The following is a 14,668-nucleotide window of genomic DNA, read 5'->3' as shown; positions in this document are numbered from 1 at the left end:
GCCGCGGGCGCCCGCGCGCGAGCGGCTCGGATTCGCCCTCACACCGGCCCGACGTCGCTCGCGGCGAGGCACGTCTCGCCGCGCGAGCCGTCCGACCAGGCCGCGAGGCAGCGGTCGAGCGGGTCGGGCATGGCCTTGCAGCCGGCGAAGGCGGCCGCGCACGGGCCCCCGCCGCAATTCGCCGCGTCGTGCGAGTCGAGGTCGAAGCCCCCGGCCACGCCGCAGTCGGGCGGGACCTCCAGGCCCGACGCCTGCGACGTCGAGTCGGGGGTCGGCTCGGCCGAGGTCAGCGGCTCGGCCGTGGTGCTCGCATCGGTCGCCGTGGCCGTCGATGCAGGGTCACCCCCGCCCGCCGGCGCGCTCGCGGCCGGGAGCGAGGCGAGGCGAGCCCGAGCGGGCCTCAGGTGCGCGGCACGAAGCGCGAGACGAGCCGCGAGCCCGCGCCGGGGCGACGAGACGCGCGCAGCTCGCCCGAGCTTGCCCCGCGCGGGCTCGCCGGCCCACGGCTGGCGCTGCATGGCCCGAAAGACATGTCTTTGAGTACCGGCGCGAGCGCCAGGGCCGGCGCGAGCGCGAGCGTGAAGTCGGCCACGACCCGGCTCGCGCCGCCGCGCGCGCCTGCTGGGCGCGCGCGGGTCGAGCCGCCGCCCCACGCCTCGCACGCGCTCCCCGGCGAATATGCTGAACGCGTGGCCCGGCGCGTCGTCGGCTTTCTCGCCCCCCGCCGGTCCGCCCGGCGGCGCGTCATCGGTGAATTCGCGGGCAGACGGCGCGGGTGCGGCCTTCCGTGTCGCGAGTTCGCGAATGCGTCGAAGCGGCGACGCGCAGGCGTCCTCGGGTCGCGAGTTTCACTATCGTGAATCGCCGGTGCCCGCATTGTCGGCGCGCGCAACGCTTGCTACCGTGACGATGCTTTGGACTTGGTTTTGTCTGTCGTCGCGCTCGCGCTCGCGGGCGCTGCTCCGAAGGTGAAGGACAGCGTTCAGGCGGCGCCGGGGACGGAGGTGGTGCGAGTCAAGCGCGACTTCGGCAAGCCGCACTTCGACCTGGCGATCGACGCGTGGGTCTCCGCCGACGGCACGCGCCTCGACGAGGCCCGGCTGTGGTGGGTCAACACCGCCGAGCAGGACCGGCGCAAGCCGCTCGGGCCGATGGTCGAGCGCATGGTCAAGCTGCGCTACCACCGGGGCTCGAGCCGCTCGCTCACGGTGACGGTCACCGGCGACGGCAAGGAGTTCGCGTTCGTCGTCGAGCTGGCCGAGTCCGGCGAGCTGCTCGCGTTCGTCGCCGTCGACACCGAAGACGGCCGCCACGTGCCCCGCTGCCGCCTCAGCGCGGCCCGCCTGATCGCCCACCGCGTGCTCGGCCTGCCCGTCGGCCTCGCCCGCGTCGCCGTCACCTGCAGCGACGCCGGCGGCAATCTTCACAAGGGGCAGGTCCGCCACCGCGAGGTCACCTGAGCGACGCGGTGACGGACACGGGAGCGCCGGCGACCGTCGCGGGCCCGGGCGCTCGCGGCAGGATGTACCCAAGGACATGTCGTCACGCGCGTCCGAGAGCGCCGCTGTCCTTTCGGCGACCGTCGCGGCCCGAGCACTCGCCGCAGCTCGCACCAGAGGACATCTCGCAACGACCATCCGTGAGCGCCGCCGTCCTTCGGCGACGTCACGGCCGGAGCACTCGCCGCAGCTCGCGCCGGAGGAGCTATCGCAACGACCATCCGTGAGCGCCGCTGTCCTTCGGCGACGTCAGGCCGGAGCACTCGCCGCAGCTCGCGCCGGAGGAGCTTCCGTGAGCGCCGCTGTCCTGCCGCGACCGTCGCGGGCCGGAGCACTCAGGATGTACCGAAGGACATGTCGCAACCGCCATCCATGATCGCCGCGGGCCCTCGGCGCTCGTCGCGGATGCGCGCGAGCCGAGGACTGTCCCAAAGAACATGCCTTGACAGGCATCCGGCGAAGGGCGCTCGTCTGCGGGCGCGCGACGCCGAGCTCGCTCCGTTCATTGGGCGGCGCGCCTCCGCCCGGCGCGGACTCGCCTGGCGCTCTCGGGGCATTCGCGTGAAGTCTAAGTCAGTTGATTGACTTAATCAGTCGCATGACTTAGACCTCTCGCCGGAGGTTCTGATGAGCATCGAAAGCAGCGAGCAGGTCCTGGACTATCCCCTTCGCGCCCCCACCGCGCTGGAGCCGCCCGAGGAGTGGGCGAAATTGCGCCAGGGATGCCCGGTCGCCCACGTGCGGCTGCCGAGCGGGGACTCTGCGGTCCTGTTGACCCGCTACAGCGATGTTCGCCAGGTGCTGGCCGACCCGCGGTTCACCCGGCAGCTCGGCAAGGACGGCGCGGCCAAGCTGTCCGAGGAGGGCGGCAGCGTGTTCGAGACCGAGGAGGCGGCCTCGCTGACCGAGGGGCACGAGCGGTGGCGCCGCCTGCTGCACAAGTCGTTCACCGCCAAGCGGGTCCAGGCGATGCAGCCGCGGATCGAGGCGATGGCCGATCAGCTGATCGACGACATGGTGCGGCAGGGCCCGCCCGCCGACCTGGTGGCCGGGCTCGCCTTCCCGCTGCCGGTGTGGGTGATCTGCGAGCTGCTGGGGATCCCCGACATCGACCGCGACAAGCTGGCCTTCTGGTCGAACGCGATGCTCAACATGTCGCAGTACACCCGCCAGGAGATGGAGCAGGCGCAGGTGGAGTTCGCCCAGTACATGACGGCGCACATCGCCGCCAAGCGGGCCGCGCCGGGCGAGGACCTGCTGAGCGAGCTGGTCGCCGCCGTCGACGACGGCCACCCGCTCACCGAGCGCGAGCTGATGATGATCGGCCAGGGCATCCTGGTCGCCGGCCACGAGACCACCTCCAACACGATCGCCAAGATGATGGCGATGCTGCTCAGCGAACGCTCCCGCTGGGAGCAGCTGCTCGCCGACCCGTCGCTGGTCCGCACCGCGGTCGAGGAGGTGCTCCGCTTCGACGCCAACGCCGGCTTCGGCCTGCCCCGCTTCATCACCGAGGAGATCGAGGTCAGCGGCCAGAAGCTGGCGGGCGGCACGACGGTGATCTGCAACATGGCGGCCGCCAACCGCGACGAGCAGGCCTACGAGCGCGCCGACACGATGGACCTGACCCGCTCGCCCAACCCGCACCTGACGTTCGGCGTCGGTCCGCACTCGTGCGTCGGCCAGGCCCTGGCCCGCACCGAGCTGCAGACCACGCTGAACGTGCTGCTGCGCCGGCTGCCCACGCTCGAGCTCGCCATCCCCAGCGAGCAGCTGGCCCGCCGCGAGGGCCTGCTGATCGGCGGACTCGAGCGGGTTCCAGTACGCTGGTGACCCCATGGCCGGACCACGCACGAGGCACGCCCACGCCACCGAGACCCGCGAGCTCATCCTCACCACGGCCGAACGCCTGTTCGCCGAGCACGGGGTGGCCGCGGTCTCGAACCGCCAGATCAGCGAGGCCGCGGGCCAGGCGAACAACTTCGCCGTGGGCTACCACTTCGGCACCAAGACCGACCTGGTGACCGCCATCGTGCGCCGCCACGCGCCGGCGATCGAGCACCGCCGCATGGACCGGCTCCGGACGATCCAGAGCTCGCAGACGCTGCGCGACTGGCTCGGCTGCCTGGTCCTGCCGACCACCGAATACCTCGCCTCGCTCGGCAGCCCGAGCTGGTACGCCCGCTTCATCGCCCAGGCGACCACCGACCCGGCCCTGCGCCAGCTCGTGATCGACGAGACCACGGCGTCGGCGTCGATGGGCGGGGTCTCCGAGGGGTTGAAGCGGCTGATGCCGGTGCTGCCCGCGGACGTGGTCGCCGAACGCAGCGACATGAGCCGCCACCTCATCGTCCACGTGTGCGCCGAACGCGAGCGCGCGCTGCAGGAAGGCACGACGACGCCGCGCGCGACCTGGGAGGGCGCGGCGATCGGCCTCATCGACGCCCTGGTGGGCCTGTGGCAAGCCCCCTTCACCCCCACCCAGTGACGTTTACGAAAACAGAACCATTTCGCATCGACGGAGAGCGACGACCATGCGCGTGATTGTGGATCTCGAAAAGTGCTGCGGGGCAGGCCAGTGCGTCCTGCTCGCGCCGAAAGTGTTCGACCAGCGCGACGACGGGATCGTGATCCTGCTCGACGAGCACCCGCCCGAGGCGCTGCACAAGGCGGTGCGCGAGGCGGCCTGCGTGTGCCCGGGCGCGGCGATCAAGCTCGAGGAGCAGGCATGACGATCCCGGCGAGCGTGCTGGTCGTCGGCGCCTCGGTCGGCGGGCTGGCCGTGGTCGAGGCGCTGCGCCGCGAGGGCTACACCGGCGCGCTGACGCTGCTCGGCGCGGAGCGCCACCCGCCCTACGACCGGCCGCCGCTGTCGAAGAAGGTGCTGTCCGGGGCGTGGGAGCCGGACCGCACGCGCCTGCGCCAGGACGCGGCGCTGGCCCAGCTCGCGGCGACGATGATCCTCGGCGAGCAAGCGGTGCATCTCGATGTGCTCGGGCGCGCGGTGACGACGGCGTCAGGCCGCCGGCTGACGGCGGAGGCGATCGTGATCGCCACCGGGCTCGAGCCGCGCCGCCTGCCCGGACAGGAGCCGTGGGCCGGGGTCCACGTGCTGCGCACGCTGGACGACGCGGTCGCGCTGCGCGCCGACCTGCTCGCAGGCTCGCAGGTGGTGGTGGTCGGCGACGGCGTGCTCGGGGCCGAGGCAGCCGCGACGGCCCGCGGGATGGGCCGCGCCGTGACGCTGGTCGGCCCGCAATCGACGCTGCTCGCCAGCCAGCTGGGGCCGCAGATCGGCGGGTACCTGGCCGAACTGCACCAGCGCCAGGGCGTGCAGCTGCGCCTGGGCGTGGCGGTCGAGGCGCTGGTCGGCGACGGCGAACGCGTCCGCGGGGTCCGCCTGGCCGACGGCGAGTTGCTGCCGGCCGAGGTGGTGGTGGTGGCGATCGGCTCGCGCCCGGCGACGGACTGGCTGACCGACAGCGGGCTGCGGCTGGCCGACGGGGTGGTCTGCGACTCCCGCTGCCGCGCGGCGGAGGGGATCTACGCGGTCGGCGACGTGGCCCGCTGGCACCACGAGGGGCTGGGGACGGCGCTGCGCCTCGAGAACCGCAGCAACGCGGTCGAACAGGGCGCGGCAGTGGCGGCGAACATCGTCGGCAAGGACCGACCCTATGCGCCGGTGCCGTTCTTCTGGACGGACCAGTACGAGGTGAAGATCCAGGTGCACGGATGGGCGCCGGCGGACGCGCAGGTGGCCATCGTGGAGGGCTCGCCCGAAGCGGGGCAATTCGCGGCGCTGTACGGGAGCGGGGGCAAGGTCGTCGGGGTGCTCGGGTGGAACATGGTGAAGCAGACGCGCTCGCTGCGGCAGCACGTGGTCGAAAGGACCGATTGGTCGCTGGTGAAGTCGCTGCGGGCTTCTTGAGCCTGCGCGTCCGAATATCGTTGCGACGGCTGGATGCACACCCACTTGGCCTATCTCTATACTGACTCGTTCCGCAGCGACAAATCAGCTTGAATACGGCAACGACATGTCGAGCGGCCAGAGTGGCGGGCCGGTTTACCTGAACGACAATCGCATCGTTGCGGTGAATGCGCGATCCGGTACCGGAGGAGTGTGCATGGGCCCCCGATTCCGCTCCAGCATGTGGAACGACGTCTGCAGTTGGATCGCTACCCCTTCCAAGCAAAGCGCGTTCGGATCGCACGCGACGTGCTTCTGGACAGGTGAAGACAAGGACCGAAGAGACCCCGAAGCTCCCACTCCCTCCGAACGTCGACTACGCAGGTCGCTTCACCCTCTTCGGTCGCTCGCTCCAAGTGCTCACGTTCGTTGCCGCGTGCCAGCCTACGGGCCCGGGGAGCACCGACGCGACCACCGGCATGAGTACCGACGCGCCCACGGCTACGAGCAGCGACGGGCCGCCCGCAACGGAGATGCCTGCGGAATGTATGGGCCTCGACTCGCCTTTCCTCGCGGCGGATTGCCTGGTGGCGCTGAGGGACCGCTGTTTGGAGTCTACAGATGAAACGGCGTGCACAGCGCGTGAAACGCTGCTGTTCGCGGACGGCGGATACATCATCCGCTGCGGGTGGGCCAAGGTCGTCACCTTCGCTGACCCGGCCACCTGCGCCATCGAGTCGGTGGCCGGTCGTTGCGAGGCAGGCCTCGAGGACACTCAGCTGGATTGCGGCAATCGTTGCAATGATGGTAATTCGCTGCAATTCAGTTTGCGCGCGGACGTGAGCGGTGCAGAGCTGATCGAGATGGGCTGTGCAACCAACGGCAATTACATCGACGGTCCCCTCGGCGCGCACGCGGCAGTCGGCGCCGAGCCGAAGGAGTTCGGCACCACGTGTATCGACGGCGTGAAGCCGCCAGCGCCGCCGCTGTGCGACTGTGCGCCCACGGCCTGCGGGGCCGAGTGGGACGAATAGTTCCTAAGCGTGCCCAGCCCAGCCCCTGACGCCGGGCTCTTGGTTGGGAACACCTGTACGGGGCGAGCCCGATTCGGTCTCCCGGAGTCTTCGACAGGAACTCTCGTCGATCGCTCGCCCGTCATACAAGGCCGACCCGCCGTCGTGGGCTCCGATGCGGGATGTCCTTCGGAGCAGGTCAGGAGCGAGTGTTCGACGGCCAGGGCTGGCCGCCGAACACTCGCCATCTCGCGTCCTTCACGACCACGCGCGGAGGATGCCAGGGGACGCGCGGGTGAAATGGCGCGGGTACGCCGGCGGAGGGGCCGGGACACCCCTTTGCGGGGTGCTGCCGGGGTCGGGCCGAGCGGACCACGTGTGGCGCGTCCGCGGTAAGCTGCGGGCATGAACTCTCCTCGCCTGAGCTTCCTGATCTCGAGCATCTTCTTCGCGGCCGCGTGCGGCGAGAAGGGGGTCGACACCGAGGGCACCCCCACGACGACCGACGCCACCACCGAGACTGCCACGGACGGCACGACCGCCCCGACCACCGGAGAGCCCGCCTGCGTCGATCCGTCGCTGACGGAGTTCGGGCCGTCGGTCGAGGTCACCCTGCGCAACGACGGCGACGCCCGGCTGTTCGTCAACCTCCAGGAAAATTGCACGACCGTCCTGCCGTTCTCGCTGCGCGACGCCAGCGACGCCGAGGTCGTGATCAACAAAGACGCCTGCGATTCCGCCTGCGAGGCCGTCCTGTCCGGCGGCTGCGGCTGCCCGGCCGGCTGCCCGATCGGCGACGTGATCCAGCTCGAGCCCGGCGGCACGTTCGTCGCCAGCTGGACCGGCCGCGTCTGGGCCGAGGTCACCCTGCCTGCCGAGTGCCCCAAGGACGGCTGCGCGCCGCAGTGCTTCGCCGCGGGCCAGGCCTCCGAAGGCACCTACACGGTCGTCGCCCGCGCCCACGACGCGGTCGGTGAATGCCTCGCGTGTACCTGCGAGCCGGGGCCCGAGGGCAGCTGCGTGGTCAGCGGCGCCATCGCCATGGGCGCCGAGGTCGTCGCCGAGGCCGAGCTCGCCTACCCGATGCAGACCGCGCTCGCGGTCACGTTCGAGTAAACCTGTCGCCTGGGACATGCTCGCTCGGGCGGCCGCGGCTCGGCCCGCGTCCGCGCCCGAGCGGCGAAACTCCTCCGCGGCGAGACAAGCCGGGTGGGACGTCGCGCCGGTGACCGACGTCGGCTTGCTCCACGGGCGGCCGACGCGAATACTCGCGAGGGCGAGATGCCCGCGCTGCTGCACCATCCTGGCCCGCCGCTCGGCGAGTTCGTCGACTGCTTCTGGGCGTGGGAGTGTTACACCGGGCCCGCGCCGCGAGAGCGAGCGTTGCCCTCGGGGACGGTCGACATCGTCATCAACCTGCGCGACGACAGCCTCCGCGTGTTCGACCGCTTCGACCGGGCCTCACGCTTTCCGGGGATCATGGTCTCGGGGGCGCACGCGGGGTACTTCGTCATCGACACCGCGCCGTGTGCGGCGGTGATGGGCGTGCATTTCCGGCCGGGCGGGGCGGCGCCGTTCCTCGGGGTTTCGGCGGGGGAGCTCACCGGCGGCCACTTCGCGCTCGAGGCGCTCTGGGGCGCGACGGCGGCGCGCTTGCGGGAGCGCCTGCTCGCGGCGGCGGGGCCCGGCGAGAGGTTCCGCCTGCTCGAGCGATTCCTGCTCGCGCGGCTCGCTCGACCGCCGCGGCGGCACCCGGCCGTGACGTATGCGCTGCGGGCCTTCGACGACCCCGACCTCGGCAGCGTGGCCGAGGTGCTGGCGCACACCGGGCTGTCGGCGAAGCGGCTGCTGGCGCTGTTCCGTGACGAGGTGGGCCTGGCGCCGAAGGCGTTCTGGCGGGTCCGACGGCTGCAAGCGGCGCTGCGTCGACTGGACGGCGGCGGCCCGGTGCGAGGCGCCGATCTGGCAGCGGAGCTCGGGTATTGCGACCAGTCCCACTTCGACCGCGAGTTCCGCGAGCTGACAGGGCTCAGCCCGCGAGCCTACCGCGCGCAGGGCGTCGAGCGACCGAACCACGTGCCGCTGCGCGGATAGGAGCGACGCAGACAATCACTCGCGGCCAGGCGACGGCTCGGCCATCGATTCCGACGACGCTGGTGCGAGCGACCGAACCTGTGCCGCTGCGCGGACAAGGATCCGCGAGAACCCCCCGTGGCCGCCCAGCTCGGCTCGCCTCACGAGCGATCGCGGCGAGGCCGTCGGATCGGCGGACCCGGCGAACGCAGCGAGGGCCGCCGGCGCCGCGCAGCGCGAGCGCGTCGCGAGCGGCCGCGGGGAAAAAAGATCCAAGATGGAGGGGCGAGGCGCGGCGCATCTTCGCCGCATGCTCAACGCCGTCGCTACCACGGGCCTCCTTGTCGCTGCCATGCGCGCCGAAGAATCGGCGCGCCCCGACCGACTGTTCGCCGACCCCTTCGCCGCCGAGCTCGCCGGCGATGCCGGTCGCGCCGCGCTCGCCGCCTACCGCGCCGCGACCGCGCTGTCCTTGCCGATCATCGAGGTGCGCACGCGATTCTTCGACGAGGCGTTCGCGCGCGCGTGGGCGGCGGGCATCCGCCAGTTCGTCCTGCTCGCCGCCGGCATGGACGCCCGCGCGTACCGCTTGCCGTGGCCGGCCGGGACGCGCGTGTTCGAGGTCGATCAACCCGAGGTGCTGGCCGCCAAGGCCGAGCGGCTGGCGCAGGCCCGGCCGCAGTGCGAGCGGGTCGCGGTCGCCACCGATCTCGCCGGCGACTGGCCCCACGCGCTGCTCGCCGCCGGCTTCGATCGCTCGCAGCGCTCGCTGTGGCTGGTCGAGGGCCTGCTGCAATACCTCGACGCGCAGGTCGTCGCGGCGCTGTTCGCCCGGGTCGAGGGGTTGTCGGCCCCGGGTTCGCGGCTGCTCTACGACGTGGTGGGACGCGCGCTGCTCGAGTCGCCCGGGCTCGCGCCGACGCTCCGGATGATGCACGAGCTGGGCGCGCCGTGGCGCTTCGCCACCGACGAGCCGGCCCGCCTGATCGGCGAGCACGGCTGGGACGCGGTGGTCACCAATCCCGCCGCGCTCGCGGCCGAGTGGGGCCGGTGGCCGTTCCCGACGCTGCCTCCCGACGCCACGGGAGCGCCTCGCGGGCACATGGTCGAGGCCAGCAAGCCGTGACTCACCCGCCTCGCGGGTACCGGTCTCCCTCCGCTTCCACTCGGCGAACGTCTCGCGCCGTCGCTCACGCGCAGGGCTCGTGGCCGGGCGACGGCATCGCGGCCTGGGCGGCGCAGCGGGCGGCGTACTCGCTGGGGGCGCTGCCGATCAGCGCCTTGAAGTCGTGGATGAAGTGGGCCTGGTCGAAGTAGCCGAGCTCGGCGGCGAGGCGGGCGCCGTCGAGGACGCGGCCGGCGGCCAGGCGCTCGGCGGCCTCGTGGAGGCGGAAGCAGCGGATGACCCACTTGGGGCCGACGCCGACGTAGCGGCGGAACAGCCGCTGCAGCGTGCGGGCGGGGATCTGCGCCAGCTCGGCGAGTTGCTCGACGCGGGCGATCGCCGGGTGCTCGAGGGCGAGGCGGACGACCTCGAGGACGCGGTCGACGCTGGGGTCGGGGGCCGGCGAGCGCGCGCGCAGGAACGCCTCGACCCGAGCGACCTGAGCCGTGTCGTCGTCGCAGGCCAGCACGGCGGCGGCGAGCTCGTCGGCGGCCGGGCCGAACACCTCGCGCAGCGGCACGCTGCGGTCGGTGAGCTGCGACAGCGGGCGCCGCAGGAACGGGAAGAAGGCGCCCGGGCGGAACTTGGTGCCGAACACGCGGCCCTCGCCGCCGAGCTGCACCCCGGTCCGGCGCGTCTCGCAGCCGTGGAGCGCCGCCCCGCGGTCGGTGATCGCCAGGTTGACGCACGGGTGCGGCAGCGTCTCCTGCACGTGGGGCGGGCGGCCGCGCAGGTCCCAGCGGACGGTCCAGTGGCGCTCGATCCACGGCGACAGGTCGTCGGCCGGCAGGTGCCGCGTCAGCGCGAACTGCCCGCGCGCGGCGTGCGGATGGAGGACCCCTCCCGGGCGCGTGCTTGCCCGCTGCATCGGCGTGTCGCATTTCTACAATACCCGGCCGGGCCCTGTCAGGAGGATCTGCGGGCCATGACCCAAGCCACCCAGCACTCCGGCGGATGCCACTGCGGCAAGGTCCGCTACGAGGTCAACGTCGACCTCGACCAGCCCCTCATCTCCTGCAATTGCAGCATCTGCGGCAAGACCGGCAGCATCCTGGCGTTCGTGCCGAAGAGCGAGTTCCGCCTCACCGCCGGCGACGACGGCCTCACCGACTACCTGTTCGCCAGCAAGACCATCCACCACCTGTTCTGCAACACCTGCGGGATCCGCTCGTTCGGCCGCGGGGTCGGCCCCGACGGCACCGAGATGGTCGCCATCAACGTCCGCTGCATCGACGACGTCGACCTCGACAAGCTCAAGGTCAACAAGTACGACGGCAAGAGCGTCTGAGCCGGATGCGGACATGTCCGAAAGGGCATGCTTGATCGAACATTTTTGAAAGGGCATGTTCCTGTGGACATGCCCTTTCGGCCTTGTTCGGCCTGGCGGCGCTCGGAGCCGTCGAGCCCTCCGCCCGCGCCGGGGACGCCCCACTCGTCTGCTCTCCCGCGGCCCTGTACGTCCGCGGCAGCCACCGCCGCGCAGGCCAACCCGGCGCCACCTTCGGGCCGCGAGCGCCTCGCCTGGCTCGGCGTCGCCGCTCCGCCGTGCCGTGACGTACCCGCGGCAGGCCACCGACCAACGCCGAGCGTCACCGTCGCGCGCGCTGGCACAGCGGCGTCGGTGGGCTGTCCGCGAGGACATGTCCTTCTGGTCATGCCTTTCGCTCGCGGGGCTCACCGGCGCCGCTGCGCCGCCTCGAGCGTCACCGTCTCGCGGGCGCCGGCGCGGGCCAGCTCGAGCGTCACGCTCTGGCCGCGGCGGACGCTCGCGGGCGCCAGCATGCGGGCGGCGTTCTCCGAGTTGCCGGCCGACACCGCCAGGCCGTCGACGCCGACGACCTCGTCGCCGGGCAGCACTCCGGCCTTGTCGGCCGGGCCGTCGATCGTGACGGCCTCGATCCACAGGCGCTTGGGCGCCTTCGGGTCCTCCTTCTCGGTCCGCGGCGGCGGCCTCTCGCCGGGCGGTCGCGGCCGCCCGGCCTCGGTGGCCAGGCGCGTGCGCAGGCCGAGGTCGCCGCGCTCGGCAGCGGCGATCTTGCCGGCGGTGACGCCGTAGATCGTGCCGAGGTCGGCCTCGACGCCGGCGGCGACCGAGTAGTCGGCGCGGGCGACGATGCCGGCGTCGGACAGGTCGCCGTCGACGAAGTGCAGCTCGCCGGCGCCGGGGCTGACGCTGGCCAGCTCGAAGCGACCGGTGGCGTCGGTGCGCGGGCCCTTGCCGAACAGGTTGCCGATCAGGTCGCCGGTCCGCTCGCCCTTGCCGAAGGTCATCACCGACATGCCGGCCAGCGGCTGGCCGGTGCGCGAGTCGAGGAGGACGCCGCGCAGCCGGGCCCACGGCTGCAGGTCGAGGGTGACCGCGGCGCGCTCGCCCGGCTTCAGCTCGAGCTCGTGTTCGACGCGGCCGGCGTCGGCGACGGCGATCAGGCTGTACGGGCCCGGGTCGAGGTGGTCGATGCGCCGGCTGCCGCTCGCGCTGTCGATCATCTCGAGCTCGCTGCCGGTGCCCCCGCCCGGCTTCTCGTGGGTGAGGTGCAGCTCCCAGCGCGGCACCGGCCGGCCGCCGGCGCGCGCGGTGACCGTCAGCTCGGCCAGCGGGACCACCTGCAGGCGCACGTCTGTCCCCGGGGACAGGCCAGAGACCTCGACGCGCGCGCTGCCGCGGAGGGCCTCGGCGCGCAGGGTGTAGGTCCGGCGGGCCAGGCCGGTGAACTCGAAGCGGCCGTCCTCGCCCGACAGCGCCGGCTCGCCGCGCCCCGCGGGCCCCGGCGGCGCCTTCGGCGGGTCGTCCTTCGGCGCCTCGGGCACGAGCCCGACCTTCTCGCCCGGCCGGGCGGCCTCGGGCCGGTGGAACAGGCTCTCGCCCGGGTCGCGCTGCTCCGGCGTGGCGGTGACCCACGCGTCGGCCGTCGGCGCGCCGTCGGGCCCGAGCACCACCCCGCGCAGCACGCCGTCGCGCACCTCGACCACCAGGTCGACCCCGGGCGTGACGACCGCGGCGGAGATGGTCTTGCGGACAGGTTCGTAGGGCCTGTCCGAAGGGACATCCCAGCGGATCACGTTGCCCGCGCGGTCGAGCACCCGCAGGTCGTACTCGCCGCCGTCGAGGCCGCGCGCGGCGTAGGTGCCGTCCTCGGCGATCGGGTAGCGGTCGCGGCGGTCGGCGTCGAAGGTCACCGCGGCCATGCCGTCGCGCTTCGGCGCCACCGGCAACAGCTGCACGCTGCCGCCCTTGACCGGCGCGCCGCGGGCGTCGACCACCCGGCCGGTGACGGTCGCCCGCGGCTCGAGCACCACGACGGCGCCCTGCAGGCCCTCGGCGCCGACGTCGACGTCGAGCTGCCCGCGGCTGCCGTCGGGCGCCTCGGCGACCACGCGCAGCTTGCCCGGCTTGACCGGCCGCAGCGTGAACTCGCCGCGCGCGTCGGCGCGGCCGCGGACGAGCACGTTGCCGAGGTTGGCGAGGAAGGTCATGAAGCCGGCGTCCTCCTCGGCGAGGGTCAGCGACACCGCGGCCATCGCCGGCGGCTCGACCCGCCCGCGCAGCTCGACCCCGCGGTCGAGCTCGACCAGCACGCCGGCGACGTCGGCGTCGACCACCGTGACCGTCGGGCCGCCGAGGATCTCCGGCAGCGCCTGCTCGGCCACCGAGCCGAGCATGTACGTCCCGGGCTGGACGCCGAGCACCTCGAAGTAGCCGTCGACCGCGCTCGGGCCGGTGGCCGGCCGCAGCGCGAACGGGGACAGCGACAGCGCGCCGACCATGACGCCGTCGAGCGCCTTGCGCGGGTCGTCCTTCGGGGCGACAAAGCCCGAGATCTTGAACGCCCGCTCGACGCGGAGCTCGACCCCCGTGAGCGACTCGCCGATCCCCAGCTCCACCTTCGCCGGCTCGCGCGAGGCGTGCCCGGCCGCCGCGGCCCACAGCGTGTGCGGGCCCGAGGCCAGCCCGCCGAGGCGGAACCGGCCGCGCGCGTCGCTGACCGCCGAGGCGCCGGCGAGCCCGCCGAGCTCGCCGACGCTGACGATCGCGCCCTCGACCGGAGCGTCGCCCGGGACGGCGCGCACCGTGCCCTCGACCGAGGCCGCCGGCACCAGCCGCAGCTCGACCGAGCGCGGGCCGCCCGCGACGTCGACGGCCTCGCTGTCGCCGGTGTAGTCGGCGTGCCAGGCGGTGACCTGATACAGGCCGTCGTCGACCTGCACCGCGAACCGGCCCTCGGCGTCGCTGACGGCCGGGAACGAGGCGCGGCTGAACTGGATCACGTTGCCCTCGCCCTTGCGGTCGACGCTGACGATCGCGCCCTCGACCGGGCCGCCGCCGATGTCGGTCACGCTGCCGCGCAGCGCGTGCCCGCCGGGGACCAGCGCGGCGTCGAGGCCGGCGTGGGCGGTACCTGCCTGGAGCGACAGGTCCTTGCGGACATATGGCAAATAGCCGGCGGCCGAGGCGCTGAGGATGTAGTGACCGGGCCGCACCAGCGGCACCGACCAGTCGCCCGAGGCGTCGGTGCGCGCGGTGATCGGCGCGCCCGTGTCGCCCGACTCGACGGGCGCGCCGAGGCCCTTCGGCCGCAGCATGACCACCGCGCCCTCGAGGCCTCGCCCGCTGTTCGCGTCGAACACCCGCCCCGCGGCCGAGCAGGGCGAGACGTCGATCTCGCCGCGGGCCCGCGCCGCCGTCCGCTCGTCGGCGATCGCGGCCGCCCGGGCGGCCCGGTCCGGCCGCTCCCCCGCCCTCGCCGGCCCCGGCTCCGGCCGCTCGAGCAACGCCCACACCGCGATCGCCAGCAGCACCAGCGCGACCGCGACGCCGACCCAAAAATTGCGCGACACCAGCCCAGTCTCGACCAGCCGGGGCCCGCGCGCAAGCCCGCCGCGCATGTCCATGGTGACATGCTCTTCGGGACACGTCATTCCTCGCTCGAGCTCGCCGCGCCGAGGCGCTCGCGGCCCATCCGGCGCCTCGCGCATCGGCCCTTCCCGGCGCCAAGCATCGCCAGTCGGTCGC

The 14,668-nt window shown here is 73.1% G+C and carries 13 protein-coding genes; 10 read left to right on the top strand and 3 right to left on the bottom strand.

The window, feature by feature from the left end; translation table 11 throughout:
- Positions 1–38: 38 nt before the first annotated feature.
- Positions 39–518, bottom strand: a complete 480-nt coding sequence (locus tag NAEX_RS23065; protein WP_096329633.1) for a hypothetical protein — start codon at positions 516–518, stop codon at positions 39–41.
- A 402-nt stretch (positions 519–920) separates the two neighbouring features.
- Here NAEX_RS23065 and NAEX_RS23060 point away from each other — a divergent pair, with 402 nt between their 5' ends.
- The 9 genes from NAEX_RS23060 to NAEX_RS23020 all read left to right on the top strand — a co-directional run bounded on the left by NAEX_RS23060 (position 921) and on the right by NAEX_RS23020 (position 9,618).
- Entirely contained in the window at positions 921–1,460 is a 540-nt protein-coding gene (locus NAEX_RS23060; RefSeq protein ID WP_143140251.1) for a hypothetical protein, read from the top strand.
- A gap of 666 nt (positions 1,461–2,126) precedes the next feature.
- Positions 2,127–3,332, top strand: a complete 1,206-nt coding sequence (locus NAEX_RS23055; RefSeq protein WP_177325874.1) for a cytochrome P450 — start codon at positions 2,127–2,129, stop codon at positions 3,330–3,332.
- Positions 3,333–3,336: 4 nt separating this feature from the next.
- A complete protein-coding gene (locus NAEX_RS23050; protein WP_096329631.1) occupies positions 3,337–3,987 on the top strand; it encodes a TetR/AcrR family transcriptional regulator in 651 nt (216 codons plus the stop codon).
- Between the two features lie 46 nt (positions 3,988–4,033).
- Positions 4,034–4,231, top strand: coding sequence for a ferredoxin (locus NAEX_RS23045; protein WP_096329630.1), 198 nt, complete (start codon positions 4,034–4,036; stop codon positions 4,229–4,231).
- Positions 4,228–5,427 carry an NAD(P)/FAD-dependent oxidoreductase gene (locus NAEX_RS23040; RefSeq protein WP_096329629.1) on the top strand — a complete coding sequence of 400 codons (1,200 nt, stop codon included), beginning with the start codon at positions 4,228–4,230 and terminating at the stop codon, positions 5,425–5,427. The genes NAEX_RS23045 and NAEX_RS23040 overlap by 4 nt, the downstream gene beginning before the upstream one ends.
- A 527-nt stretch (positions 5,428–5,954) precedes the next feature.
- A complete protein-coding gene (locus tag NAEX_RS23035) occupies positions 5,955–6,440 on the top strand; it encodes a hypothetical protein (RefSeq protein ID WP_143140250.1) in 486 nt (161 codons plus the stop codon).
- A 384-nt stretch (positions 6,441–6,824) separates the two neighbouring features.
- On the top strand, positions 6,825–7,535 hold the full coding sequence (locus NAEX_RS23030) for a hypothetical protein (RefSeq protein ID WP_096329627.1): 711 nt from the start codon (positions 6,825–6,827) through the stop codon (positions 7,533–7,535).
- A gap of 165 nt (positions 7,536–7,700) precedes the next feature.
- A complete protein-coding gene (locus NAEX_RS23025) occupies positions 7,701–8,513 on the top strand; it encodes a helix-turn-helix domain-containing protein (RefSeq protein ID WP_096329626.1) in 813 nt (270 codons plus the stop codon).
- Between the two features lie 256 nt (positions 8,514–8,769).
- Positions 8,770–9,618, top strand: a complete 849-nt coding sequence (locus NAEX_RS23020) for an SAM-dependent methyltransferase (RefSeq protein ID WP_177325873.1) — start codon at positions 8,770–8,772, stop codon at positions 9,616–9,618.
- A 64-nt stretch (positions 9,619–9,682) separates the two neighbouring features.
- Here the strand turns inward: NAEX_RS23020 and NAEX_RS23015 are convergent, their stop codons facing one another.
- The gene (locus tag NAEX_RS23015; RefSeq protein WP_096329624.1) at positions 9,683–10,525 is read right to left on the bottom strand and encodes an AraC family transcriptional regulator; all 843 of its coding nucleotides are present in this window, start codon (positions 10,523–10,525) and stop codon (positions 9,683–9,685) included.
- Positions 10,526–10,582: 57 nt separating this feature from the next.
- Here NAEX_RS23015 and NAEX_RS23010 point away from each other — a divergent pair, with 57 nt between their 5' ends.
- Entirely contained in the window at positions 10,583–10,945 is a 363-nt protein-coding gene (locus tag NAEX_RS23010; RefSeq protein ID WP_096329623.1) for a GFA family protein, read from the top strand.
- Positions 10,946–11,331: 386 nt separating this feature from the next.
- On the opposite strand, the gene NAEX_RS23005 is transcribed toward NAEX_RS23010, so the two are convergent.
- Positions 11,332–14,547, bottom strand: a complete 3,216-nt coding sequence (locus NAEX_RS23005; protein ID WP_143825608.1) for a carboxypeptidase regulatory-like domain-containing protein — start codon at positions 14,545–14,547, stop codon at positions 11,332–11,334.
- Between the last annotated feature and the right edge of the window lie 121 nt (positions 14,548–14,668).

The organism is Nannocystis exedens (genome assembly GCF_002343915.1).
GTDB classification, from domain to species: domain Bacteria; phylum Myxococcota_A; class Polyangia; order Nannocystales; family Nannocystaceae; genus Nannocystis; species Nannocystis exedens.
The sequence above is the reverse complement of the archived record's forward strand: the minus strand, read 5'-3'. Positions and strand labels throughout refer to the sequence as shown.